Consider the following 21,123-nt stretch of genomic DNA (forward strand, 5'->3'; position numbering starts at 1 on the left):
GAATGAGGTGCGAGTCAGCGGATTTCATACGGGCCCGCAGCGGCACGACCGCCTGCAACAAGGCCGGATATAGAGCTGCAGCCCATCCTGTCTGTCGGAACACACGAAAACTGTTGCAAACGGGACGCGTTCATATAGAGGATCATGACGCGCAAGTACATCGATTGCCGCGAGTTTCCGAGCGACATGCACTGCTCGGTCGCGATTTCCGCCGATTCCGACGGCGAACTGCTCGAAGCCGCGGTTCAGCACGCGGTGTCCGTGCATCAGCATGCGGATTCGCCCGAGCTGCGCGAGCAGTTGAAGACGCTGTTCCACGACGGCACGCCGCCCGTCGACGCGCCGAAGGCGGCGTGAGTTGAAGTGACGCGGGATGCGGATGGCGAGGCATCCGCATCGGACAGGCGTCAGAACGGCACGCCGTCGAGCCGCCCCATTCTGCCGCTCGCGAAATCGCGCTTCGCCTGCGTCATTCGCTCTTCGGTATCCATCACGAACGGCCCGCCGAACAGGATCGGCCCTTGCGCCGCCGCGCCACCGAGCAGCGCGACGTCGGCCGGCGCATCGCCGGCGTTCGACAACGTCACGCGCGTGCCGTCGCCGAGCACCACCAGTGCCCCCGGGCCCACCGGGGCGCCTTCCGCGATCGCGAGCCTGCCGTCGAGCACGTACGCGCCGAGCTCGGGTGCGGCCACGTCGAGCGTCACCTGCGCGCCGGCGTCGAGATGCACGTGCGCGAACACGGTTTCGGTCGTCGTTTTCATCGGACCGATACATGCGCTCGGTTGTCCGGCCATCTGCCCGGCCATCTGCCCGACCACTTGTCCGGCCACAACATGCACGCGCGCGCCGTCACATTGCAGCTCGGGGATCTCCGCCGCGCGAAACGACGCATACGCGGGCTCGATCAGCTTCTGCGCGGGCGGCAGGCTGGTCCACAGCTGCAGCCCGTGCCGGCCGCCGGTCGGCTGCTCCGCGTGCAGGATCCCGCGCCCCGCGCGGATCCATTGCGCGTCGCCGGGCCCGAGACGGTCGCGAAAGCCTTCGCTGTCGCGATGCTCGACGCCGCCTTCGAGCAGATAGCTGATCACCTCGATGCCCGCGTGCGGATGCGGCCGGTCGCCGATCCCGCGCCGGCTCGCGTGCCGGTAGTGGTCGAGCATCACGAACGGCCCGAGCGACACGCGCTCCGACAGCGGCAGCGCACGCCACAGCAGCATGTCGCCGTCGTCGATCGCGCGATGGCCCGGCAGAATCCGTTCAATGCGTCGTGCAGTCATGATGTTTCATCCTCTTCTTCGAATGGGTCGATCGCGGCGATCACCGCGCGGATTACGCAACGGTGGCGGCGGTGGCCACGCCGTCGATCCGCAGCGTGCCGATCGTGCCGTGCACTTCGAGCGGCGCGATGCCTTCGCCGTGCGCGACGACGCCGCCTTCGACGTCGATCTCGCGCGCGGCGCCGCCCGGCTTGATGCTGAGCGGAACCGCCGACAGCCGCACGACGACACCCTTCACCAGCGAATCGCCGGTGCCGCCGAACGTCTCGATGCCGCGATGCACGGCGAGCCGGCCGATCGGCTGGCTGATCTGGATGCCGACCGCGCCGTCCGCGTGCGTGGTGATCCGGTCGAACTCGGCGACGTTCACGGTGCCGTCATACACGTTGAAGCCACGCGCGCCCTGCCCGAACGTCTCGATCGGCGCATGCACGCGCAACTCGTTCACGGTTCCGAAGTTCACGAAGCCGATTCCGCTCGGCCCATATGACGTGAGCTTTTCGTCGGCGTCCCAGCGGTCGACGGTGCCCCAGTTGTCGAGCACCATGTCGTTCACGCCGTACGTGACGACCGGCCCGCGATTGCGCACGACGTCGACGAACGCGTTCGTCACCGTGAACACGCCGCCGGTGATCTGGTCCTGCGTGCCGGGCGCGATGCGGCCGTCGCTGTAGACCGCGCCCGTCTCGAGCAGCGGCACGCTGAGCCGCCCTCCGTCCGGCGTGCCGCTGACGAAGATCCCGCTGCCGAGCACCGGCGCGCTCGGGCGCCCCGCCGACAGGCCGACGAGCCGCGCGCTGACGACGACGGCCGGGTCCGTGCGCATGTTCCACAGCGTGAACGCACCCTGCGTCACGTGCACGCCATAGCCTTGCGGACGATCGGCGCGGCCGCGCGCGTCGGCGGCGATCACGTCGAGGCCGTCGACGTCGACGTGCCCGCCGCCCATCCGGTCCGCGACGAGAATCTGCACCTGCCCGACCGTCGCGACGCGCGCGATCCGGATCCAGCCGAGATGCTCGACGCCGGTGTCGTTGAAGATCGCGCGCCGGTCCGCCGACGCTTCGATGCGCAGGCCGGCGATCTCGTTGTCGGCGCTCAGTTGCAGGCCGTCGACGCCGGCCGCGAACGCGAGCGCCGCATCGGCATCCTCGCCGACGAGCCGCTGGCCCGGCGCGAGCCGGATCGTCGGCAGATTCGACAGCGCGCCGCGCACGACGATGTCGCGATGCTGCGCGTTCTGGGTGGCGGCCTGCAGTGCCTGCGGGGTGTCTACAACGGCTTGCGGTGCGGTCATGGCGTGTCCTCTCCTCGAAATGAAATCGCCCGGGCGATGGACAGCATCGTAGGCGGGTGCGCCGCGCGGTTGAAGGCGTGGCGCCTCACTTCATTTGTGCCGCGGCGGCATCAATCGCTGGACGCCGGTCGGGCCGTCCGGCAGAATCGCCGCACCCTCCCTCGCCGGCGCGCGCCGTGGCGGCCGCGCCGCATCGTCAGGAATCGGTCGGATGAACGAATCGGGAATCGCCAGCCTGAGCACGGTCGAGATGTTCTGCGCGGCCGCGAAGGTGCAGAGCTTCACCGCGGCGGCGGCCGCGCTCGGCACGACACCGTCGGCGGTCAGCAAGGCCGTGCAGCGGCTCGAGAACCGGCTCGGCGTGAAGCTGTTCCAGCGCACGACGCGCGCGATCCGACTGACCGACGACGGCCTCGCGTACTACCGCACCTGCCGAGCCGCGCTCGACAGCATCCGCGACGTCGAAGACGCGCTCGCGCGGCAGCAGATGCCGCGCGGCGAGCTGCGCATCAGCCTGCCGTACAGCTACGGGATCAAGCGCGTGATTCCGCTCATACCGCGCTACGTCGAGCGCCATCACGGGCAGGTGAAGGTCGTCGTGTCGCTGAGCAATGCACTGACGGATTTCGTGCGGCAGGGTTTCGACATGGCGATCCGGCTCGGCGAGATCGCGGATTCCCGGCTCGTCGCGCGCACGCTGCATCAGGCGCAGAGCCGGGTCGTCGCGTCGCCCGGCTATCTGAAGCGGCATCCGGCGCCCGCGCATCCGGACGCGCTCGCCGAGCACGACTGCATCGGCCTGCTGATGCAGGACAGCGGCCGCGTGCTGCCGTGGACGTTTTCGGAAGGCGGGCAGCCGCGCGACGTGAAGATCCGGCCAGGCATCACGTTCGACCATCCGCTCGGCGCACTCGCCGCGGCGCTCGCCGACGCCGGCTGCGTGCAGCTGCTCGACTTCACCGTCGACGACGAGTTGCGCACCGGCCGGCTCGTCGAAGTGCTCGCCGATTTCCGGCCGCCGCCACAGCCGGTGTCCGCGGTCTATCCGGACAACCGGCACGTGCCCGCGAAAGTGCGGACGTTCATCGATTTTCTCGTCGACGCGGGGTAGGCGGCGTTCGCCCACCGCTTACGCCGGCCGCTTACGGCACCACTTACGCCGGCCGCTGCGCGAAGTACGCGCCGACCGCGTCGACGAATGCGTCGATGTCCGCGCGCGACACGTCGCAGTGCGTGACGAAACGCGACGCGTACAGCATCTGCGTCAGTATCCCGCGCGCTTTCAGCCACGCCTCGAGCGGCACGCAGTCGGCTTCCGGGAATTGCGCGAACACCATGTTCGTCGCATGCGACAGCACCTTCACCGGTTCGATCCGCGCGAGGCCTTCGGCGAGGCGCGCCGCGTTCTCGTGATCGTCGGCGAGCCGCTCGACGTTGTGATCGAGCGCGTACAGGCACGCGGCCGCCAGGATGCCCGATTGCCGCATCCCGCCGCCGAGCACCTTGCGCCAGCGCTGCGCGCGCTCGATCAGCGCGCGGCTGCCGGCCAGCACCGAGCCGACCGGCGCGCCGAGCCCTTTCGAGAAGCAGATCGAGATCGTGTCGAACGGCGCGCACAGCTCGGCGAGCGAGCGACCCGACGCGACCACCGCGTTGCACACGCGCGCACCGTCGAGATGCGCGGCGAGCCTGCGGCTCTTCGCGAACGCGACGGCCCGCTCCGCATAGCCGTCCGGCAGCACGACGCCGCCGATCGTGTTCTCGAGCGCAAAGAGGCGCGTGCGCGCGAAGTGATTGTCGAGCGGCTTGATCGCAGCCGCGACCTTGTCGAGCGGCAGCGTGCCGTCCGGTGCGTTCTCGATCGGCTGCGGCTGAATGCTGCCGAGCACCGCCGCGCCGCCGCCTTCGTATTTGTATGTGTGCGCGGCCTGCCCGACGATGTACTCGTCGCCGCGCTCGCAGTGCGCCATCAGCGCGGCGAGATTGCTCTGCGTGCCGCTCGGGAAGAACAGCCCCGCCTCCTTGCCCGCGCGCTCGGCGGTGGCCGCCTGCAGACGCAGCACGGTCGGGTCGTCGCCCCAGACGTCGTCGCCGACCTCGGCGTTCATCATCGCCGCCAGCATCGCCGGGCTGGGGCGCGTCACGGTGTCGCTGCGCAAATCGATCATCGTCGATGGATCCCTGAGTGATGGCGGGAGATTCACGCCCCGCCGAACGAAACTCAAAGTGTACGCAAAAACGCACGGCGCGCGCCGGCGGCGGCTCGCTCACCCGGACACGAACCCGGACGCGCACTCGGGCGCGAACCCGAACGCGGCGCGCGCCGTCATCGCCGGATCGTCAGTATCCCGGTGGAGGCGGCTGGATGCCGGGCGGCGGAAGCGGGGTCGGCGCACCGCGCGGCGCGCCGCCGCCCATCCCACCGCCCATCCCGCCCGGCATCGGCACGCGATCGCCGGCCGCGTACATGCACTGCAGATACGCGTAGTCGTAGCGGCGCTGCACGTCGTATGCGGAACCCTGCGCCGCGCCCGCGCCGACGGCACCACCCGCCAGCAGCCCGGCGCCCGCGCCGACCGCCGCGCCGTGTCCGCCGCCGAGCGCCGCGCCGGCCGCCGCGCCGAGCGCGGTGCCGACCGCTGCGCTGCCGAGTGCGCTCGCGGTCGACGCCTGGCCCGCGCTGACGCCGCCCGACTGCTCGAACGCGTACTGGCGGCAGTTCGCGTCGTCCGCGCGAAACTGGTCGAAGGTCTTGCCGCTGCCGGGCAGCGCCATCACGGTCGGGCCGACCGGCATGTATACGCACGCGCCGACGAGGCCGGCCATCGCGCAGATCGCGCCCGTGCGCAGATATCGAATCGGATCGTTCATCGTCGCGCCCTCCTTCATTGCGGCCGCGCGGGCACTTCGCGCCAGCCGGACGAGCAATCCTTCACGTACGGGTAGTACCGCTTCGCCGCGTCGCAGTAGTACCAGACGCCGTCGGCCTGGCCGGGCTCGCCCCGCTCGACGTACTCGGCCGGTGGCGACGGCTCGACCGGCACCGCGATAACGGGCGGCGGATAGTAATAGGGCGCGGGCACGACCGGGCCATCGTAATAACCGGGCCCGATGAACACGCCGACGCGCGCGGCGTGCGCCGCGCCGCCCGCGCACATCGCGACCGCGGCGGCGGCCCCCAGCACTAGCTTCGTTTGATTCACGTTGCGTTCTCCGAAAATTCGGCTCGCCGATGACGAACCGGATAACGCAACGCTACGTCGTGCCCGATCCGCCAGCCATTACACGGACGCGCGGCATTTTTGCGACGTATTACGTCTGTGACAAAACATCCATGCGCCACGTGATTCGGCGCGCGGTTCGCGTTATCCGGTAACGGATCGAAAAATCGATGCGCGCGCAACGCGCCGCCGTGACGCACAACCCGACGTGCAACCCGGCGCACAACCCGACGCGCCCCCGCCGCATGACGCGTCGCGCCATATTGACGCAGATGCGGCAGCCGGTCGCGCCCGTCGCCCCCCCGCGCGGCCGACCGTGATCTTGATACGAATCAAGGTCTTATCCCGATAACTAGGTGCAACATCTGAAACGCTGCGACGAGTTGGCGCATTTCGCGGCGCAACATGCGCTTCCATACTTCAGCCAACCCCGCCGCCGGCAGCCCGCCGGCGAATCACGTCAGCATCGCTTCACTGGTATCGCCCGTATGGAACCCGCTCTTTCGGCCCTCGATCTGGCCCGCCTGCAATTCGCGTTCACCGTCTCCTTCCACATCGTCTTTCCGGCGCTCAGCATCGGGCTCGCGAGCTTCATCGCGGTGCTCGAATACCGCTGGCTGAAAACCGGCAAGCGCTATTACCAGGACCTGTGCCTGTTCTGGTCGAAGATCTTCGCGGTCGCGTTCGGCATGGGCGTCGTGTCCGGCGTCGTGATGAGCTACCAGTTCGGCACGAACTGGTCCGGCTTCTCGAGCTTCGCGGGCGCGGTCACCGGGCCGCTGTTGATGTACGAGGTGATGACCGCGTTCTTCCTCGAAGCCGGCTTCCTCGGGATCATGCTGTTCGGCTGGAATCGCGTAAGCCCGCGCGCGCACTTCGGCGCGACGCTGATGGTCGCGATCGGCACGCTGATCTCGACGTTCTGGATTCTCGCGTCGAACAGCTGGATGCAGACGCCGCAGGGCATCGAGATCGTCGACGGTCGCATCGTGCCGGTCGACTGGTTCAGGATCATCTTCAATCCGTCGTTCCCGTACCGGCTCGCGCACATGGCGATCGCGGCATTCGTCGTCGCGGCGCTCGTCGTCGCCGCGACCGGCGCGTGGCATCTGCTGAAAGGCCGTCGCGACAAGGCGGTGAAGAAGATGTTCTCGATGTCGCTGTGGCTGCTGCTCGTGCTCGCGCCGCTGCAGGCGGTCGTCGGCGACCAGCATGGCTTGAACACGCTCGCGCATCAGCCGGCGAAGATCGCCGCGATCGAAGGGCTGTGGGATACCGAGCACGGCGGCACCGCGCTCAATCTGTTCGGCATGCCGGACATGCGCGCGGAAACGACGCGCTACAGCGTGTCGGTTCCGCATCTCGGCAGCCTGATCCTCACGCACAGCTGGAACGGCGAGATCCGCGGGCTGAAGAGCTTCCCGCCCGAGGACCGCCCGAACTCGCCCGTCGTGTTCTGGAGCTTCCGGATCATGGTCGGCCTCGGTTTCGCGATGATCGGCCTCGCCGCGCTCGCGTGGCTGCTGCGCCGCCGCGGCCGGCTGTACGAATCGAAAGCGCTGCAGCGCTTCGCGCTCGCGATGGGCCCGGCCGGCTTCGTGTCGTTGCTCGCCGGCTGGGTGACGACCGAGGTGGGCCGCCAGCCGTGGGTCGTGTACGGCGTGATGCGTACCACGCAAGCGGTGTCGCCGTTGTCCGCGCAGCAGGTCGGGATCTCGATGCTGACGTTCGTCGTCGTGTACTTCCTCGTGTTCGGCACCGGCATCTACTACATGCTGAAGCTGATGAAGCACGGCCCCGCGCTGCCCGGCGCGGCGCCCGACGACGCGCCCGACGACGCATCCGGCATGCGCGCCGATCGCACCGCGCGCCGCCCGCTGTCCGCCGCGCGCGAGCTGATCGACGCCGCGTGACCCGACCCACGCTTCGCGCAACTTTACGAGAAATACGAGAACGCTTATGGACGTCACCGTCATCTGGGCCGCGATCATCGCGCTCGGGCTCTTCATGTACGTCGTACTCGACGGCTTCGACCTCGGCATCGGCATCGTCTTCCCGTTCTTTCCGGACGAGAAGGAACGCGACCTGATGATGAACACCGTCGCGCCCGTCTGGGACGGCAACGAGACGTGGCTCGTGCTCGGCGGCGCCGCGCTGTTCGCGGTGTTTCCGACCGTCTATGCGACCGTGCTGTCCGCGCTGTACCTGCCGCTCGTGTTCATGCTGATCTGCCTGATCTTTCGCGGCGTGTCGTTCGAGATCCGCGCGAAGGCGCGGCGCACGAAGCATCTGTGGGATCTCGCATTCATCGGCGGCTCCACGGGCGCCACGTTCTTCCAGGGCATCGCGCTCGGCGCGTTCCTGCAGGGGATTCCGGTCGAGAACGGCGCGTTCGCCGGCGACGCGTTCGGCTGGCTCACGCCGTTCAGCCTGCTGACGGGCCTGGGCCTCGTCGCGACGTACGCGCTGCTCGGCTGCTGCTGGCTCGTCGCGAAGACGGAAGGCGATCTGCAACGGCGGCTGCATCGCGTCGTGTGGCCGCTGACCGTCGTGCTGCTCGGCTTCATCGCGATCGTGAGCCTGTGGACGCCGCTGCAGGACCCGGCGATCGCCACGCGCTGGTTCGACGACGGGCTGTTCTGGCGACTGCTGCCGGTGCCGTTCGCCGTCGCCGGCTGCGCGGCATGGATGCATCGCGCGGTGCGCGACCGTCACGACATGACGCCGTTCGTGCTCGCGCTCGCGCTGGTGCTGCTCGGCTACGTCGGGCTGCTCGTGAGCCTGTGGCCATACGCGATTCCGCAGAGCATGACGCTGTGGGAAGCCGCCGCGCCACGCGAGAGCCAGACGTTTACACTAGTCGGCGCGGCGGTGATCCTGCCCGTGATCATCGCGTACACGACGATGGGCTACTGGGTGTTCCGAGGAAAGGTGCGACATGACGATCCGAACGGCTACCACCACTGACCGCCGCGCGACGCGGCGCCTGCCCGGCTGGGCGTGGTTCGTGCTTCTGTGGGCCGGCGGCGTCGCGGGCGCGGTCGCGCTGGGTTACGCGTTCAAGCTCTTCATGAATCTGACGCTGTTCGCGGTGAAGTAGGCGCGCGGCGCTCAGCGGCGGCCGCCGAACGCGCGGCCGATCGTGAAGAACTGCAGCCACGGCAACAGCAGGGCGAGAATCAGGCGCATGGGAATCCTCCTTCGTGCGTCGGCGACGGGCGCCGTTTTGCCGATATGAGGGCGGGGGCGGGAGGATTCAAGGCTGCCGGTGGGGGATGCGTCGAAGGTGCTCGCCCCGGCGGGCACGCATTACGGCGACTGCCGTACCACGCCGAGCTTGAGCCCCAGCATGCCGAAGATACGGTTCATCGTCTGCACGGTGCCGTCGCTGCGCCCCTGCTCGATGTCCTGAATCGTTTTCGTCGATACGCCGGCGAGCTTCGCGATTTCCGCGCTCGTCAGCCGCATCGTGCGCTTCAGGTGGCGCACGGATTCACGCAGCGGCCATTCGGGATGCGCGAGAACGTCCTCGATCGCCTGCCGCCGAAGCGCAAGCTGGTCCGGAAGCGAAAGCGTGTTGTAGCGCTTGTCCATGGGTCGTTCGTGGCGTCAGCGCAGCGTCGTCAATTCGTCCGCGAGGCGCAAGAGCCCGGGCTCCAGATACGTCTGCACGTCCGGTTCGAGACCGAATTCCACGCCGTGCTCGGCAATGTCGCGCAAGCGAGGTGCCATATCACGCAGCCTTGCCACCAGCACGCCACGATCGAGCACGCGATGCGTTTCGCCGGGCCGCGGCTCGCTCGACTGCACGACCGCATCGAGCACGCGCGCCCAGTCGGGACGACCGCCGTCGTTGCCCTGCCAACGAATACGCCGTGCGATGCCGTCCGGATGCAGGTACATCGGCGCGAAATCGTAAAGCGGCGTAAGCGCGACCCGACCGTCGAAATCCCGCTGCAACGCGGTGTTCCTCGCGTGGTTGTCCTTGTTGCCCAACGCGAGATTCGCGACATCGCGGCACAAGTACTCGCTCACCTCGGCTTGCGGATCCGTGCAATGGCGCACGAGTTGCCAGCACACTTCATCGTGACTCGGCACGGCACCGAAACCTCCCTGGCCGGTCAGCGATGCAATGCTCTCCTGGCCCAGTCGAACGACACCATCCACACCGTGCCGACGGTCGAAGCGCGGAATGAACAACGAGCGGCCATGCAGTGTCAGCGGCCCGTGCACGCGCAGTCCGAGGTGCTGCGCCAATGCCATATACGGTGCCTCGTGCCGCAAAATTTGCGCGAGACGCTCATTCGGCCCGCGCCCGAACTTGACGATATAGTGTTCCACCGCGCGCTCATCGGGCAGCGTGTGATCGAGGTAAAGAAGGCCGTCGTCGGCTCGGGTCATCAGCAGCTTCGGCCATTCCCCCTGCACACCCGACGAGCCGGCGACAAAAAAACCGTGCGTCGCGAGATACTCGCTGAACGCATCGCCGCGCATCGCAATCTCGTCGTCCGTGAAGCCCTGAAGCGGCCCCTGCCGTTCATCCAGCCATTGCGCCGCCTCCTTGACGCGAAGATTGCCGATCGAATTGCCGGCACCCGCCAGCAGCAACGGCCAGTCGGCACGCTCCTCGGCCGTTTCGGGCAGTCCGAGACGACGCAGCAGTTCGAGACGGCCGAATCCCTGCGGCAGCAGATCGATGAGGAATACCGGCCAATGCGGTTGCTCAAGCGGTTCGAGACCGACCGCGTAGCGGCATGACATCGCGTGTGCATCGCGCGCCGGCTGGTGCTCGACCGCCCACCGGACGTCATATCCGGTGTATGTGCGACTCCGCCAGCCGTCCTCCGCCTGCCCAAGCAGACTGACGCTGCCGACGTCATGCCAAACACCGCCGGCATGGAGTTGGATAGTGCACGCGCGAGTCATATCAGCAGAAATCTATATAAATCATCAGGTTTAGCTTGAATGAATTATATAGATTTCCTCCGAAATATACAGCCGACCCAACAAAAACGGCGCGCCGCCCCCATCCGGAGCGACGCGCCGCGGCCTCGTCAGGCCCAACCGCTACGCCGGCTTATTCGAACCGCTCGCCACGCAGCCCCGGCAGCACCTTCGTGCCCTCCGCGACAACCGCATGCAGCAACTGCGGCTCGAGCCCGAGCACGCGCAGAATCGTCGGCGCGACCTGCGTCGTCAGCACCGGCGCGTCGACCGAATGGCCGTGACGGATCTCCGGCGACGACACCAGCAGCCCGAGATGGCTGTCGTCCGGCGCGTTGCCGCCGTGTTCCTCGTCCTTCGCCGTGCTCGACGTGTAGATCACGCCCGGGTTCGGCTGCACGATGATGTCCGGCGTGCGGCCCTTCGCCGGATCGCCGAAGCGCTGCGCGAGCGCCGAGCCGGTCAGGATGTACGCCTGCGGGCCGTCCGCGCAGATCCCCGGCGCGTTGCAGCCGAGGTTCGCGCGCAGCGTCGCGACGACCGCGTCGCGCTGGGTCTGATCGCGCAGCCAGATCAGGCCGACGTCGTCGGTCTGCACGAAGCCGGTACCGACGAGGCCCGTGCCGTCGTTCAGGTTGCCCGACGTCGTGTTGTTCTGGCCGAAGTTGCCGCTCTGATTGAGATAGTTGTTCGTTTCGAGCTGCTTCGTCAGTGTGTCGCCGTTCTTCACGAGCTTCGTGTGATCGGTCGGCGACTGGCCGTGCTTCGCCGTGACGATCACGACCGTCGACCGGTACAGGTCGCGCTGCTTCAGCTCCGCGACGATCTTGCCGATCGCGGTGTCGACGTACGCAATCGCGCCCGCGACCTGCTTGTTCGGCGTGAAGTTCGCGTCCGCGTAGCCGCCGCCCGTCGCGACCGTCGCCTTCTGCGCGACGCTCAGCGTCTGGAAGTTGCCGCCGAACACGGTCGGCACCGGCGCGCTCGCGGTGCCGGTCGAGTTCTTGCCGTCGATCTCGTTGATCAGCGCCTGCACATGATAGTCGTCGAACTTCTCGGTGTGCGTGTAGGTGTCCAGGTAGTACGTGCCCGTTGCCGGATCGATCGAGTTGATCTCGGTGCGCGCGAGATCGTCGACGCCCGTGCCCGACGGCCCGTTCACCCAGTCGTAACCCCACGCGTGCTTGTCGGCCCACGCGGTGCGCGCGTTCGGCATCGCCGACTTCACCGCCTCGAACACCGTGTTCGTCTTCACGTAGTTGTGCGGATAGACCGGCACGCACTTGCCGCCGACGAGCGCGTTTGGAATCGCCTGCGGATTGAACGCGCCGCCGCCGTCGAGGTGCGTGAGCGCGCCGCCGTTGATCCCGTCGATGCCGGTCGTCTCGTCGAACACGACGTTCCAGCCCTGCTTGCCCGAGCAAGTCGTGTCGGACGGCGCGTACAGCGTGCGGTCGTACGACACGTCGTAGAACAGGCCGGCCGACTTCGGCGAGCCGCCCGTCACGAGTGCGGCGAGGCCCGGGAACGAATCCGACAGGCCCGGCGTATGCGCGTTCGTGTACGTGATGCCCGACTGCGACAGCACCGCGATGTTCGGACACGTGTTCGCGCCGACGCAGCGCGCGAGATCCTGCTCGTGGAAGCCGTCGATGCTGATCAGCAGCACGTGCTTCGCCGCGCGATGCTCACGATCCTGATTGCCGTCGTTGTGCTGCGCATACGCGCCCGTGCTCGCAAGCGCCATCGCGGCCGCGACCATCATCGTCAGCTTGCGCTCTTTCCCGAAAAACGAATTCATCACCCCACCTCGTCACGTCGATAAGTGTTGAACTGCGGACAAGCGCGCAGAATGTGACGGACTATTACGTCGGCGGGATGAAGCGGGGCTTTCCGTTCTCTGTCAAACGTAACGAAATGCACCCGTCATCAGGGTGTCGCGATTCGATGGCAGGCGGCGCGTCATGCGAGCGTCACTGCAGGCCGAGGTCGACGCGCGTCGTCGCGCCCTTGTCCTCGATGCCCTTCGCGTCGAGCTTCGGCGCGACGATGAACACGCGGCTCGGATCGACCTTTCCTTCGAGATACTGACGGACCGCCTGCGCGCGCTGTTGCGCGAGCGAGCGCAGGCTGCCGTCATCGACGGGCGCATGATCGGCGAGCGCCTTCTTCATGTCGTCGTCGGGCAGCGTCTTCGTGAGGCCGACGAGGTTGCGCGGCTTCTTGAAGTCCGCGTCCTTGTACGCGCGCGTCAGATACGTGTGGTACTCGGCCGGCGCGACCTTCACCGACGCCGGATCGACGCTCTCGCCCTGCCCGACGACGTCCTTCAGCTTCTGCTGCCGCACGAGGTGGTCGACGTACGTGTCGCGCAGCCCCGGCGTGTCGGTCGCCGGATCGACGCGGCCGATCAGGTCGAGACGGATCGACGGCTTCTCGGCGAGCAGCTTCGACACCGTGTCGAGCTTCTTCTGCGACGCGTCGGTCAGCTCGTCCGAGCCCGGCGCGAACTCGACGTAGCCGAGATCCTCGCCGCCCTGGCCGCCGAACGCGTGCGCGATCAGCGTGAACGGCGCCGTGACCGCCTTCGCGATCAGGTTCAGCACCGCGCGCCAGATCAGCCCGCCGACGCTGAATTCCGGATTCGACAGCGAGCCCGACACCGGAATGCTCACGTCGATCTCGCCGCGCGAGTTCTTCAGCAGCGAGATCGCGAGCTTCACCGGCAGCTTCGTCGCGGTGTCGTTGTCGACGTGATCGCCGAACGTGAGCTGGTCGATGAAGATGTGGTTGTTCGCGGTGAGCTGATCGTTCGCGAGCTGATAGTGCAGATCGACGTTGAGCTTGCCCTTCGTGATCGGATAGCCCGCGTATTTCGCCGAGTACGGCGTCAGGTTCGTGAGCTCGATGTCGTGCGCGGTCGCGGTCAGGTCGAGCGCGGGCTTGTCGATCAGCGGATTCACCGTGCCCTTGATCGAGATCGGGCCGTTCGCGGCGAGCTGCGCGGCGACGTCGACCGGCGCGGGCGTCGTCGACTCGGTGCCGAACGCGCCGATCGTGCCGGTGATCGCGACGAGATTCGCGTTGTAGTTCGGCTTGATGAAGTTGTCGGTGTAGTTCACGCGGCCGCCCTGCAGCACGAGCTGGCCGACGCGCACGTGCACCGGCTGCTGAGGCGGCGGTGCGGCCTTCACGACCGCCGGCGCGGAGGCCGCCGCGGGCGCGGAGGCCTGCGCCGCGCTCGCGGGTGCGGAAGCAGCGGACGCTGCGGACGCGCCCGACAGCGGCACCGGCTCGGTCTTGCTCGTGTCGCGCGTCAGCGACTGCGCCGGGCCGTTCTGCTTCGCGACGACGTCCTTCAGGTTCAGCTTGCCTTGCGCGTCGAGCAGCACGCGGCCGTAGAAGTTCGAGAACGTCACGCGCGAAATGTCGACGTCGGTGCCGCGCTCGCCGTAGGTCGCCTTCAGATTCGACAGTGCGAGCGAGCGCCAGCCGGCGAACGGATCGGACGTCGCCTTGTCGAGCATCCGCACGTCGACGAGCGCGGCGTCGCCGCGATACGCGGCGTGCATCGCGTCCTTCGTCTGCGCGAACGTCAGGTTGCCCTGCGCGTTCAGCAGCGCGCTCGCGACGGTCGCGTTCAGCATGCCGCCGAAGTACGGCTCGAACGCGGCCGCGTCGACGCGGTTGCCGTTGATTTTCAAACCGAGCTTCAGCGGCTGCGCGGTCACGTCGCCGGACACGTTCAGCGTGCCCTTGCGGTTCAGCGTCGCCTGCAGCTGGACCGGCAGCGGCTTCGTCAGATCGTCGCTGATCTTCTGCACGCTGATCTGCAACGGCTTGATCGCGAGCTTCACCGGGCGCGGCGTCGACAGATCCGTGTAGTTCGCGGCCGAATCCTTCAGGTTCAGCGCATCGATCCGGTAATGCCACGCGGGCGCGGCGGCCTCGGCCTTGCGCGCGACCGTGCGCTCGGGCACCGGATGCGCGCCGCCCGCGAGCGCGGCGAGATCGATCGTGCCGTTCTTCAGGCGGGTCACGTCGAGCGCGAGACCGGTCGCGTCGACGCTCGCGATCTGCGCGTCGCGCGCCGCGAGGTCGACCTTCGCGATCTTCGCGCGCGCGTCGGTCAGCGCGATCGCGGGCGTCTTCGCGTCCGGCGCCGCGATCTTCAGGTCTTTCAGGCCGATCTCGCTGTCGGCGACCTGCGCGTCGAGCGGCGCCTTCCCCCAGTCGACCTTCGCGTTGACCGTCGTGTCGAGCGTGCCCGCGAGCACGCGCGCGCGCGTCGCCTCGCCGAGATACGGCTGCAGCGCGGGCAGCGCGAGCGCATCGACGGTCAGCTTCGCGTCCGCCTGCTTCGCCGCGACGCTCGCGGTGCCTTCGGCCTTCACGGTGCCGCCGCTCGACAGCGCCGTCGACAGCGTATAGCGCGCCGGCGTCTTGTCCTGCAGCGAGAAGCCGTCGAGCGTCGTCGCGACGTGCGTCAGCGACATCGCGACGGCCGGCGTCGGCACGTGGTCATCGAGATTGATCGTGCCGCCGTCGATCGCGAGATGGCGGATCGACAGGTCGAGCGGCGCCGCCTTCGCGTCGGCGGCCGTCGCAGCCGACACGGACGATGCGCCCGAAGCGGAAGATGCACCCGAGGCGGACGATGCAGACGATGCGGCGGCCGCGCCCGACGCAGAGGTCGCCGGCCGGGCCGCGAGCTTCTCGACGTTGAACACGCCGGCGCGGTCGCGCGCGAGATCGACGACCGGCTGGTCGACACGAATCTCGTCGAAGTGGAGCGCGCCGCGCAGCGGTTCGAGATCGGACGCGGCGACGTGCACGCCGCTCGCCGCGAACAGCGGCTCGGCCGCCGCGCTCGTGACCTTCGCGCCGTTCAGGTCGACGGTGCCTGACACGCGCAGCGCCGGCGTATCGCCGGCCATCACGAAATTGAGCTTCAGGTCGCTACTGAGCGTGCCGGCCTTCACCGCGACCGGCAGCTTCGCCGGCGCATAGGACAGCAGTTGCGGCACGTCGAGCCGGTCGAACTTCAGCGCGATCTCCGATTCGCGCGACTGCGCGAACGGCTTGGTCTTGCCGTCGAGCGCGATCGGGCTGCCGTCGAGGCGCATGCGCAGCTTCGGCTGCACGAAGATGTCGGTCTTCGACGGCAGCGTCGCGATGAACGGAATGCCGAGCGACAGCCCGTCGATCACGTGCTTTTCGTTCAGCAGGCGATCGTCGAAGTCGATCCGCCCGCCGTCGACCTGGATGTTCGACACCGAGAAGTGCGTCGGCTTGCTGCCGGGCTGCGACGGCGTCGAGAACTTGTCGACCAGGTCGGTGAAATTGAAGCGCTGCGCGTCGTAGCGAACGATGTGGAAGTGCGGATCGTCGATGCGGATCTCGTCGACGATCGGCGCGGCGCGCAGCAGCGACGTCCACGACGGCCGCACGATCAGCTTGCCGATGTCGACGAAATCGCCCTGCCCGCCGCGCTCGCCGAGATGGATGCCGTCGGCCTCGAGGTTCAGCGTGTACGGATTGAGCGCGATCCGCCCGATCGTCGCCGGGCGGTCGAGCTGGCGGCTCAGTTGCTGCTCGGCAACGTGCCGGATCAGCGGCGGCGCCGCGAAGAAGCCGAGCAATCCGAACACCACGAGGAAGATCAGCACGCCAAGGCCGATCCGCTTCGCGCGGCGCGAGCGCGCGGCATCGCCGAGCGCATGAAGCGTGGTGGTCACGGTTTCTTTATCGAGGCTTGCCATGCTGGAATGCCTTGTTTACGACTTGTCAGGGTTTCTGAGGAATCGGAAGAACCGGCCGGCCGGCTTCCCGAAGTATAGGTCCCCGATATGACCGGTTGCGATGCGGATGGTTGCGTCGCCGGCGCGCACCGCCGGCGCACGCTCATTCGCGCACGACGGCCGGCGGCTGCCACGTGCCGTCGGTCGCGTTCGGCATCGGCGCGTAGAGCCGCAGCGCGAGCGCGAAATCCGCGCGCGGCGCGGGCAGCCAGTTCGAAGCGCGCGCGCCACCCGGCGCGGCTGCCGACACGACGACGTCGATCGAGCCGTCGCGATTGCGGCGCAGCCGGTCGACGTCGCCGAGCGAGCGGCGATGCGCGCCGACGTCCGGCAGCGCGCCGGCGGCCGTGTACGGCGTGAGCGTCCAGAACGCGCGCGCCGGCGGCAGCGCGGCGCGCGAGAAATGCAGCACGTAGCGGTTCGCGCCGTTCAGCGGATGGCCGTCGCTGTCGACGCGCACGAGCGCGACCGTCTCGTCGTCGCGGGTCGCCGCGCCGAACCGCGTGCTCGCCGCGTACGCGCGCAGCACGTAGTCGTCGCCGTAGCGGCCGGCCGCGTCGCCGAGCCAGCGCCAGCCGTTCGCGGCCAGCAGGTTCGGCGGCGGCGACGCGAGCCGCGCGCGCGCGTCGGCCACGCCCGCGCTCGCGGCCGCGAGCCGGTCGCCCGACCAGCGCACCGGCGCGCCGGCCGCGACGCCGATGTCGGCGAGCATCTGCCGCGCATGCGGGTCGTCGCCGGGCGCGGGGTCGTCCGCGAGCGCCCGCGCAAAATGCGTGAAAAATGCCGCCGGGTCGAGCACGGCGACCTGCTGGGCCGGCGTGCCGGCGTGCGGCGCATCGCCCAGGGCGGGGTCCCTGACCGGCGACGGGCCGGCCGCCGACGACGCGATCCGGATCGCACTCTGCAGCTTGCGCACCGCGGCGGCATCGCGGCCGCCGGTCGAGCGAATCCGCAGCGCGAACCACGCGTGGCGCGTCGGCACGTCGACGCGCGTCGCGCCGGCCGGCAGTTCGCCCTGCCAGCCCTTCGCGACGAACGCAATCGTCTGCTGGCGGACGGCGGCACGGGCACCGTGAACGGCCGCGCCCGACGACCACAGCACGTCGGTCCACATGTCGAGCGCGCGCGCGTCCCAGTAGCGGCCGCGGATCGCGGGCAGCGTGACGATCACCGGCCCGGCTTCGACGTCGAGCCAGCCGGTCGAGTCGAGCGTATCGACACCCGGCGGCGCCGGATTCGCCGCGCCGACGGGCGCCGGCGCATGCGCGTGACGCAGCACGTTCAGCGGCGCGCGGCCGGGCTGCGCGCCGTCGCCGTCCGGCGCGGTCGCGGCGTCCATCGCGGTTTCCATCAGCACGAGCGGGTACGCATACAGATAGGCATCGGATACTTCCGCGCGCATCCAGCCGGTCTGTTGCGGGATCGCGTCCGGTCGCGCGGCGCAGCCCGCGAGGAGCGCGGCGACGGCCAGCGGCACGCATGCGCGCGCCGCAAAGGCCGTTTTTCGGCGAATTGTTGTCATTTGATTGGTCGTGACGTCGCAGACGTGCGGTCGGACCGCACGCGTTGATCGACGGCAGGCGCGTGCGTGTTGCAATCCTCGTAGCGTGCGCGCCGGCCGGGTAAGCCCCGTTGCGGGATGGGCAGTATCCTACCTTCGTCGCGCGGACAAAGACAGTGCGGGCACCGGCGACGCACGCGCGCCGCATGCCCGTCCACTCGACGGCCGCGCTTGACCTTCCCATGATGGGAATGTCGATACTGCACAGGTTGGCGGTTTCGGCCGCGCCTTGGGGAAACCGAGATGACTGAACATTCCGCTTCGCTCGACACGGGCACGATCGTGCTGACGGTCGAAGGGATGCACTGCGGCGGATGCGCGGGCCGCGTGTCGCGCGCGCTGACGGCCGTGCCGGGCGTGGTCGACGCGACCGTCGATCTGGCCGCGCGAGCGGCAACGGTCGCCGTGCGGGACGCGGTCGATCCGGCGCGGCTCGTCGATGCGGTCGAGCAGGCCGGGTATCGCGCGCGGCTGGAAGCCGTTGAACAAAGCGGTGGGGGGGCCGGCGAAGCGTCGTCCGCGTCGGGGAGCGCGGGGAGCGCGGGGAGCGCGGAGAGTTCGGAGAGTTCGGAGAGTTCGGCGATGGCGGCGATGGCGGCGTCCGCCGCTACGGCAGCGGTACCGGAGGCGACCGCAACGGCAACCGTCGAACTCGACATCGACGGGATGACCTGCGCGTCGTGCTCGGCCCGGGTCGAGAAAGCGCTCGCGAAAGTGCCGGGCGTCACTCGCGCGTCGGTCAATCTCGCGACCGAGCGCGCGACGGTCGAAGCCGGCGGCCCGCTCGATTCCGCGACGCTGATCGCTGCCGTGACGGCAGCCGGATATACCGCGTCGCCCGTCGCCGCCGAGCCGCCGCCGGCTCCGGGCGCCGGCTCGGCGCCGCCGTCCGCGTCGCCCGCCACCGACGCCGCTGGCGCCGACGCCCGCAAGCAACACGCCGCGCGCCGCGAGCGCGACCTCGTGATCGTATCCGCGCTGCTGAGCGCGCCGTTCGTCGCGCCCATGCTGGCCGCGCCGCTCGGCCTCGACCTGATGCTGCCCGGCTGGCTCCAGCTCGCGCTCGCGTCGATCGTGCAGTTCGGACTCGGCGCACGCTTCTACCGCGCCGCGTGGCATGCGCTGAAGGCACGCGCGGGCAACATGGATCTGCTCGTCGCGCTCGGCACGTCGGCCGCGTACGGGCTTAGTGTCTGGCTGCTGCTGCGCGGGCCGGCCGGCGCGACGCCGCATCTGTACTTCGAGGCGTCGGCGGTGATCGTCACGCTCGTGCGCTTCGGCAAATGGCTCGAGGCACGCGCGAAGCGCCAGACCACCGACGCGCTCCGCGCGCTGAACGCGCTGCGCCCCGATCGCGCGCGGATCGTCGAGCGCGGCGTCGAACGCGACGCGCCGCTCGCCGACGTGCGCGTCGGCACGATCGTCAGCGTCCGGCCCGGCGAGCGCGTGCCGGTCGACGGGAAGATCGTGTCGGGCCGCTCGCACGTCGACGAATCGCTGATCACCGGCGAAAGCCTGCCCGTCGCAAAAGACCCCGGCGCGCCGGTGACGGCCGGCTCGATCAATGGAGAAGGCGCGCTCGTCGTCGAGACGTCCGCGATCGGCGCGGAGACGACGCTCGCGCGCATCATCCGCCTCGTCGAATCCGCGCAGGCGGAGAAGGCGCCGATCCAGCGGCTCGTCGACCGCGTGAGCGCGGTGTTCGTGCCGGCGATCCTCGGGATCGCGACGCTCACGCTGATCGGATGGTTCATCGCCGGCGCGGGCACCGAGACGGCGATCCTGAACGCGGTCGCGGTGCTCGTGATCGCGTGCCCGTGCGCGCTCGGCCTCGCCACGCCGGCCGCGATCATGGCGGGCACCGGCGTCGCGGCGCGCCACGGCGTGCTGATCAAGGACGCACTGGCGCTCGAACTCGCGCAACGCACGACCGTGATCGCGTTCGACAAGACCGGCACGCTGACCGAAGGCAAGCCGGCCGTCACCGCGTTCGACGCCATCGGCATCGCGCGCGCCGACGCGCTCGCGCTCGCCGCGGCCGTGCAGCGGCACAGCGATCATCCGCTCGCGCGGGCGGTCGTCGCGGCGTATGACATGCAAACGCGCACGGCTGTCGCGCCGCACGGCGAGGTCACGCCCGCGGCGATCGCGCCGTCGACGCCCCCGACGCCCCCATCGATGCCCGATTTGCCTGCGTCGACTGAAACGCCTGCGACACCGCGGACGCCGCACGCGACCCACGCCCGCGCCGTCGCCGGACGCGGCGTCGAAGCGCGCATCGACGGCCGGCGCATCGCACTCGGCAGCACGCGCTGGCGCGACGAGTTCGGCATCTCGGTCCCGCCGGCGCTCGACGCGCGCGCCGCGGCGCTCGAGCGCGCGGGCAACACGATCTCCTGGCTGATGCAGGCCGACGCGCCGTGCGCCGTGCTCGCACTGATCGCGTTCGGCGACACGCCGAAGCCGCACGCGCGCGCCGCGATCGACGCGCTGAGCGCGCGCGGCATCGTGAGCGTGCTCGTGACCGGCGACAACCGCGGCAGCGCGGCGGCGGTCGCCGCGTCGCTCGGAATTAGCGAATTCCACGCGCAGGTGCTGCCGGACGACAAGGCGCGCGTCGTCGCGGCGCTGAAGCAGACGCACGGCGGGATCGTCGCGATGGTCGGCGACGGGATCAACGATGCGCCCGCGCTCGCCGCGGCCGACATCGGCATCGCGATGGCGACCGGCACCGACGTCGCGATGCACACCGCCGGCATCACGCTGATGCGCGGCGATCCGGCGCTCGTCGCCGACGCAATCGACATCTCGCGGCGCACGTACCGGAAAATCCGGCAGAACCTATTCTGGGCGTTCGTCTACAACCTGATCGGCGTGCCGCTCGCGGCGCTCGGCTGGCTGAATCCGGTGATTGCGGGCGCGGCGATGGCGTTCTCGAGCGTCAGCGTCGTGACGAACGCGCTACTGCTGCGGACGTGGAAGGGTCGGGTGCGGTGAGCGATGCGCACAACGCATCGAA

The 21,123-nt window shown here is 69.1% G+C and carries 16 protein-coding genes; 6 read left to right on the top strand and 10 right to left on the bottom strand.

The window, feature by feature from the left end; translation table 11 throughout:
* Positions 1 to 144: 144 nt before the first annotated feature.
* Positions 145 to 357 (top strand): DUF1059 domain-containing protein, encoded by a 213-nt coding sequence (locus HZI36_RS11220; protein WP_179402721.1) that lies wholly within the window; start codon positions 145 to 147, stop codon positions 355 to 357.
* 50 nt (positions 358 to 407) lie between these two features.
* On the opposite strand, the gene HZI36_RS11225 is transcribed toward HZI36_RS11220, so the two are convergent.
* Positions 408 to 1,280, bottom strand: coding sequence for a pirin family protein (locus HZI36_RS11225; protein ID WP_179402722.1), 873 nt, complete (start codon positions 1,278 to 1,280; stop codon positions 408 to 410).
* Positions 1,281 to 1,332: 52 nt separating this feature from the next.
* On the bottom strand, positions 1,333 to 2,577 hold the full coding sequence (locus HZI36_RS11230; RefSeq protein WP_179402723.1) for a hypothetical protein: 1,245 nt from the start codon (positions 2,575 to 2,577) through the stop codon (positions 1,333 to 1,335).
* 211 nt (positions 2,578 to 2,788) lie between these two features.
* Between HZI36_RS11230 and HZI36_RS11235 the strand changes: the two genes are divergently transcribed.
* Positions 2,789 to 3,688 carry a LysR family transcriptional regulator gene (locus tag HZI36_RS11235; RefSeq protein WP_179402724.1) on the top strand — a complete coding sequence of 300 codons (900 nt, stop codon included), beginning with the start codon at positions 2,789 to 2,791 and terminating at the stop codon, positions 3,686 to 3,688.
* Between the two features lie 43 nt (positions 3,689 to 3,731).
* On the opposite strand, the gene ltaE is transcribed toward HZI36_RS11235, so the two are convergent.
* The 3 genes from ltaE to HZI36_RS11250 form a co-directional block, all read right to left on the bottom strand.
* A complete protein-coding gene (gene ltaE / locus HZI36_RS11240; RefSeq protein ID WP_179402725.1) occupies positions 3,732 to 4,745 on the bottom strand; it encodes a low-specificity L-threonine aldolase in 1,014 nt (337 codons plus the stop codon).
* Positions 4,746 to 4,917: 172 nt separating this feature from the next.
* Positions 4,918 to 5,448 (bottom strand): hypothetical protein, encoded by a 531-nt coding sequence (locus tag HZI36_RS11245; protein WP_179402726.1) that lies wholly within the window; start codon positions 5,446 to 5,448, stop codon positions 4,918 to 4,920.
* Positions 5,449 to 5,462: 14 nt separating this feature from the next.
* A complete protein-coding gene (locus HZI36_RS11250) occupies positions 5,463 to 5,780 on the bottom strand; it encodes a hypothetical protein (protein WP_179402727.1) in 318 nt (105 codons plus the stop codon).
* 506 nt (positions 5,781 to 6,286) lie between these two features.
* On the opposite strand from HZI36_RS11250, the gene HZI36_RS11255 reads away from it, so the two are divergent.
* From HZI36_RS11255 to HZI36_RS11265, 3 genes are read left to right on the top strand one after another with little or no spacing between them, the layout of a single operon-like run.
* Positions 6,287 to 7,711 carry a cytochrome ubiquinol oxidase subunit I gene (locus tag HZI36_RS11255; RefSeq protein WP_179402728.1) on the top strand — a complete coding sequence of 475 codons (1,425 nt, stop codon included), beginning with the start codon at positions 6,287 to 6,289 and terminating at the stop codon, positions 7,709 to 7,711.
* Positions 7,712 to 7,757: 46 nt separating this feature from the next.
* Positions 7,758 to 8,765 carry a cytochrome d ubiquinol oxidase subunit II gene (gene cydB / locus HZI36_RS11260; protein ID WP_179402729.1) on the top strand — a complete coding sequence of 336 codons (1,008 nt, stop codon included), beginning with the start codon at positions 7,758 to 7,760 and terminating at the stop codon, positions 8,763 to 8,765.
* A complete protein-coding gene (locus HZI36_RS11265; protein ID WP_179402730.1) occupies positions 8,737 to 8,898 on the top strand; it encodes a hypothetical protein in 162 nt (53 codons plus the stop codon). Before cydB ends, HZI36_RS11265 begins: the two co-directional genes overlap by 29 nt.
* Before the next feature lie 209 nt (positions 8,899 to 9,107).
* On the opposite strand, the gene HZI36_RS11270 is transcribed toward HZI36_RS11265, so the two are convergent.
* The 5 genes from HZI36_RS11270 to HZI36_RS11290 form a co-directional block, all read right to left on the bottom strand.
* A complete protein-coding gene (locus HZI36_RS11270; protein ID WP_179402731.1) occupies positions 9,108 to 9,392 on the bottom strand; it encodes a helix-turn-helix domain-containing protein in 285 nt (94 codons plus the stop codon).
* A gap of 15 nt (positions 9,393 to 9,407) precedes the next feature.
* Positions 9,408 to 10,724 (bottom strand): type II toxin-antitoxin system HipA family toxin, encoded by a 1,317-nt coding sequence (locus HZI36_RS11275; RefSeq protein WP_179402732.1) that lies wholly within the window; start codon positions 10,722 to 10,724, stop codon positions 9,408 to 9,410.
* A gap of 151 nt (positions 10,725 to 10,875) precedes the next feature.
* Complete coding sequence (locus HZI36_RS11280; protein ID WP_179402733.1) at positions 10,876 to 12,543, bottom strand: alkaline phosphatase family protein; 1,668 nt, start codon at positions 12,541 to 12,543, stop codon at positions 10,876 to 10,878.
* Between the two features lie 172 nt (positions 12,544 to 12,715).
* Positions 12,716 to 16,504 carry a DUF748 domain-containing protein gene (locus HZI36_RS11285; RefSeq protein ID WP_179402734.1) on the bottom strand — a complete coding sequence of 1,263 codons (3,789 nt, stop codon included), beginning with the start codon at positions 16,502 to 16,504 and terminating at the stop codon, positions 12,716 to 12,718.
* A 142-nt stretch (positions 16,505 to 16,646) separates the two neighbouring features.
* On the bottom strand, positions 16,647 to 18,065 hold the full coding sequence (locus HZI36_RS11290; RefSeq protein ID WP_179402735.1) for a DUF1254 domain-containing protein: 1,419 nt from the start codon (positions 18,063 to 18,065) through the stop codon (positions 16,647 to 16,649).
* Between the two features lie 282 nt (positions 18,066 to 18,347).
* Here HZI36_RS11290 and HZI36_RS11295 point away from each other — a divergent pair, with 282 nt between their 5' ends.
* Positions 18,348 to 21,101, top strand: coding sequence for a heavy metal translocating P-type ATPase (locus HZI36_RS11295; RefSeq protein WP_179402736.1), 2,754 nt, complete (start codon positions 18,348 to 18,350; stop codon positions 21,099 to 21,101).
* Positions 21,102 to 21,123 lie beyond the last annotated feature (22 nt).

This window comes from Burkholderia guangdongensis, assembly GCF_013403875.1.
Lineage (GTDB): Bacteria > Pseudomonadota > Gammaproteobacteria > Burkholderiales > Burkholderiaceae > Burkholderia > Burkholderia guangdongensis.

Excerpts from the sequence above, each read along its gene's own strand:
- HZI36_RS11295 (WP_179402736.1), top strand. The coding sequence starts at position 18,348 with ATGACTGAACATTCCGCTTCGCTCGACACGGGCACGATCGTGCTGACG.
- HZI36_RS11285 (WP_179402734.1), bottom strand. The coding sequence starts at position 16,504 with ATGGCAAGCCTCGATAAAGAAACCGTGACCACCACGCTTCATGCGCTC.
- HZI36_RS11275 (WP_179402732.1), bottom strand. The coding sequence starts at position 10,724 with ATGACTCGCGCGTGCACTATCCAACTCCATGCCGGCGGTGTTTGGCAT.
- HZI36_RS11225 (WP_179402722.1), bottom strand. The coding sequence starts at position 1,280 with ATGACTGCACGACGCATTGAACGGATTCTGCCGGGCCATCGCGCGATC.
- HZI36_RS11245 (WP_179402726.1), bottom strand. The coding sequence starts at position 5,448 with ATGAACGATCCGATTCGATATCTGCGCACGGGCGCGATCTGCGCGATG.
- HZI36_RS11290 (WP_179402735.1), bottom strand. The coding sequence starts at position 18,065 with ATGACAACAATTCGCCGAAAAACGGCCTTTGCGGCGCGCGCATGCGTG.
- HZI36_RS11235 (WP_179402724.1), top strand. The coding sequence starts at position 2,789 with ATGAACGAATCGGGAATCGCCAGCCTGAGCACGGTCGAGATGTTCTGC.
- HZI36_RS11255 (WP_179402728.1), top strand. The coding sequence starts at position 6,287 with ATGGAACCCGCTCTTTCGGCCCTCGATCTGGCCCGCCTGCAATTCGCG.
- HZI36_RS11270 (WP_179402731.1), bottom strand. The coding sequence starts at position 9,392 with ATGGACAAGCGCTACAACACGCTTTCGCTTCCGGACCAGCTTGCGCTT.
- cydB (WP_179402729.1), top strand. The coding sequence starts at position 7,758 with ATGGACGTCACCGTCATCTGGGCCGCGATCATCGCGCTCGGGCTCTTC.
- HZI36_RS11265 (WP_179402730.1), top strand. The coding sequence starts at position 8,737 with ATGACGATCCGAACGGCTACCACCACTGACCGCCGCGCGACGCGGCGC.
- HZI36_RS11280 (WP_179402733.1), bottom strand. The coding sequence starts at position 12,543 with ATGAATTCGTTTTTCGGGAAAGAGCGCAAGCTGACGATGATGGTCGCG.
- HZI36_RS11230 (WP_179402723.1), bottom strand. The coding sequence starts at position 2,577 with ATGACCGCACCGCAAGCCGTTGTAGACACCCCGCAGGCACTGCAGGCC.
- HZI36_RS11220 (WP_179402721.1), top strand. The coding sequence starts at position 145 with ATGACGCGCAAGTACATCGATTGCCGCGAGTTTCCGAGCGACATGCAC.
- ltaE (WP_179402725.1), bottom strand. The coding sequence starts at position 4,745 with ATGATCGATTTGCGCAGCGACACCGTGACGCGCCCCAGCCCGGCGATG.